General features: G+C 56.6%; 2 protein-coding genes. Both read left to right on the top strand.

Features of this window, described 5'->3' with window-relative positions; genetic code table 11:
- Window positions 1-524 precede the first annotated feature (524 nt).
- Entirely contained in the window at window positions 525-3,110 is a 2,586-nt protein-coding gene (gene mutS, locus Q8Q07_03455) for a DNA mismatch repair protein MutS (GenBank protein ID MDP3879347.1), read from the top strand.
- A gap of 34 nt (window positions 3,111-3,144) precedes the next feature.
- Window positions 3,145-3,437: hypothetical protein (locus Q8Q07_03450; GenBank protein ID MDP3879346.1), on the top strand; the 293-nt coding region annotated here is incomplete at its 3' end.

Raw genomic sequence — 3,437 nt, 5'->3', positions numbered from 1 at the left:
TTTATGGGTGGGCTCGTTCTGATTGTCCATGCGACTTCATCTTCTCCTGCTATCACTCATGATCAGATTATAGCAATTCTGGGGGATTCAGGAAAACCACCGGGGCGAGGCCCGTGGTAATCTCCGAGACCGCTTCGCTCTGCGTTACGAAAATAGGCACATCGTCATTCCGGCGAAAGCCGGGATCTAGTGATTAGTTTCAAAAATAGGTACGTATATAATTCCGCGCATAAGACAACTCAATTACGAAACTAAGTACTAGAGCTATAAATATAAAGCCATAAAGAATGGAGTCCTCTCTCCCATTGCGGGAGAGAGTTAGCGTGAGGGGATAAACCAGATTGAACGCACCCTCACCTTGCTCCTCTCCCGTCAAGGGAGAGGAAATTTTCATATCATTGAGATTGTTTCCTTTGCCCTCGGGACTTAGTCGTGAGCTCAACCGAACGGGGAACCGAGGGGATAAGGTTGTAAAATCCTCACCCTTACTTCTTTTCGGGGCAGATTTCTAGTAGAATAGGCACATGAGTGAGCAGTCGACGCCCATCCGCCGCCAGTACCTCAGGATCAAGCGCCAGTACCCCCAGGCAATCGTGCTCTTCCGCCTGGGGGACTTCTACGAGACCTTCGATGATGATGCCAGGGTCGTCGCTAAAGAGCTGGAGATTGTGCTCACCTCGCGGGGAATGGGCAAAGACTACCGTGTGCCGATGGCCGGTATTCCCTATCATGCTCTGGACAACTACCTGGCAAAGCTGGTCAACCGCGGCTACAAGGTGGCTATCTGCGAGCAACTGACGCAGCCGGGTGAGACCAGGGGCATCGTCGAGCGTGATGTCGTCCGGGTGGTCACACCGGGCACGGTGGTCGAGCCGGGTCTCCTCGACAGCAAGACCAATAACTACCTGACCAGCCTCGTTTTGAGTGAAGACCAGGCCGGTATCGCTTACGTTGATATCACCACCAGCGAGTTTGCCACCACCCAGCTACCGCTGGCGCGGCTGCTCCCGGAACTGGAGCGACTCCGTCCGTCGGAGATAATCAGCGGGGAAAGCTCGGAGCTGTCCAACCTGGAGCTTACCGCTCCGGTGACGCGCCTCGATGACTACCGGTTTGAGATGGAGGTAGCCCGCCAGGCACTGCTTGAGCACTTCGGGGTGGCTACACTGGAAGGTTACGGCTGCGCCCATCTGCCCCTGGCGGTGAGGGCTGCAGGCGCCATTATTCATTACGTTGAGGAAACTCAAAAAGGGGCGCTGGAGCAACTAACCCGGCTGACCACCTACACTACCGATTCCTTTATGGCGCTGGATGAGCAGACCCGGGCTAACCTGGAACTCTTCCGCGGCAGCCGGGGAACGGCCAGCGGCTCGCTCCTGTCCGTTATCGACCTGACTAAAACGGCGATGGGGGGCCGGTTGCTCAAGAAGTGGCTGGGGCAGCCACTTCTTGACATAACGGAACTGACAAAAAGGCAGGACGCTGTTGGCTGGTTCAAGAGCAATACGCTGGCTCGTCACCAGGCAGCCTCCTTGCTGGATAAAACGGCTGACCTGGAGCGGCTGATTAACCGGGTGCGGGGCGACATCGCCAGTCCCCGCGAGCTGGTCAGCCTGCGGCGCAGCCTGGAAGTGGTACCGGAACTGATTACAGCCATCGAGGGGGGCAGCAGCAACAGCCCGATTGGCTGGCTCAAAGACGGGCTGAAGCCGCGCCAGGACGTGGTCGATTTGATTGCGGAGGCAATCGCTGATGAGCCCTCCGCCAGCCTGAGTGAGGGTAATGTCATCCGCAGGGGCTTCTCCGAGGAACTGGACAACCTGCGCCTGGTCTCCCAGAACGCACGGCAGTACCTGGCTAACCTGGAACGCCAGGAGCAGGAGAAGACCGGTATAAAGTCGCTCAAGGTGGGCTATAACCGAGTCTTCGGCTACTATATCGAGGTCTCCAAAGCCAACCTTGCCCAGGTGCCGGACGACTATATCCGCAAGCAGACGCTGGTCGGCGGGGAGCGTTTCTTCACCCCTGAGTTAAAGGAATACGAGTCGATGATATTGAACGCCCGCGACCGGATTATCGAGATGGAATCAAGCATTTTCCAGCGGGTGTGCCGCCAGGTGGCCACTGCCAGCGAGCGTATTCTGGCCGTGGCCGCTGCCCTGGCCAACGTGGATGTTTGCTCCAGCCTGGCGGAGGCGGCGGTGCGCTATGGCTACGTCCGCCCCGAACTGAATGAGGGCGTGGAAATCGCTATCAGCCAGGGACGTCACCCGGTGGTAGAACTGAGTCTCACCGATGGCAGCTTTGTGTCCAACGATACCTTCCTTTCTAATGATGACGCTCAGTTGATTGTCCTCACCGGCCCCAACATGGCGGGCAAGTCCACCTACCTGAAACAGGTCGCCCTGGTTGTGCTCCTGGCGCAGACGGGTAGCTTCGTGCCGGCGGCTTCGGCCAGCATCGGCGTCGTCGACCGTATCTTTACCCGCATCGGCGCGCGGGAAGACCTGGCGGCGGGGCAGTCCACCTTCATGCTGGAGATGGTGGAGACGGCCAACATCCTGAACAACGCCACGCCCCGCTCGCTGCTGATCCTGGATGAAATCGGGCGGGGCACCAGCACCTATGACGGGCTGTCCATCGCCCGCGCCGTGGCCGAGTACATCCATAACCACCCGGGGCTGGGGGCGAAGACGCTCTTTGCCACCCACTACCACGAGATGGTGGAGCTGGCTGGGGTGCTGCCGAGGGTGAAGAACTTCAACGTGGCCGTCACCGAGGAAAAGGGGAAGGTCATCTTCCTGCGCAAGATTGTCCCCGGCGGCGTCGACAAGAGCTACGGCATCCACGTGGCGCAGCTTGCCGGGCTGCCGAAATCGGTGGTGCACCGCGCCCATGAGGTGCTGGCGGAGCTGGAAGGGGACAGCCGGAAGGCAGAGAAGATTTCCAGAGGACGCCGCCGCAAGCCGGAGCCCACCCCGCAGCTATCATTATTCGGGCAGAAATCCCCGCTGCTGGAGGAACTGGCGAAGCTGGAAATCAACTCCCTGACTCCCCTCGAAGCCCTGACCAAGCTCTATGAATTTCAAAAGAGGGCGGGGGAGGGGTGAGAAAAATGGATGGCCGAGAAATTGGATAATTGAAATGGACAGCTGGTTCTTGAACTATATAAATTCTGTAATGGAACTAAATAGGATTTTTGGCTTGAATTTCATATGGGATGGTGAAGAATATAAGAGCGTAGGTGCAAGAACACCAATAGGTGAGGCAATTATGATGGTCGGAGTTTTCCAAAACAAGCATGACTATTCCAGTAGGAATGTTGAGATAGCCAAACTATGTATGCTAGTTAGGGATTTACAGAACATAGAAAAGAGTGACAAAAGTTTGCTAAGCCATTTTAAGAAAATAATACGTGACACACGAAACAACTGGGA

The organism is Dehalococcoidales bacterium, assembly GCA_030698765.1.
GTDB lineage: Bacteria > Chloroflexota > Dehalococcoidia > Dehalococcoidales > UBA2162 > JAUYMF01.
The sequence above is the reverse complement of the archived record's forward strand: the minus strand, read 5'-3'. Positions and strand labels throughout refer to the sequence as shown.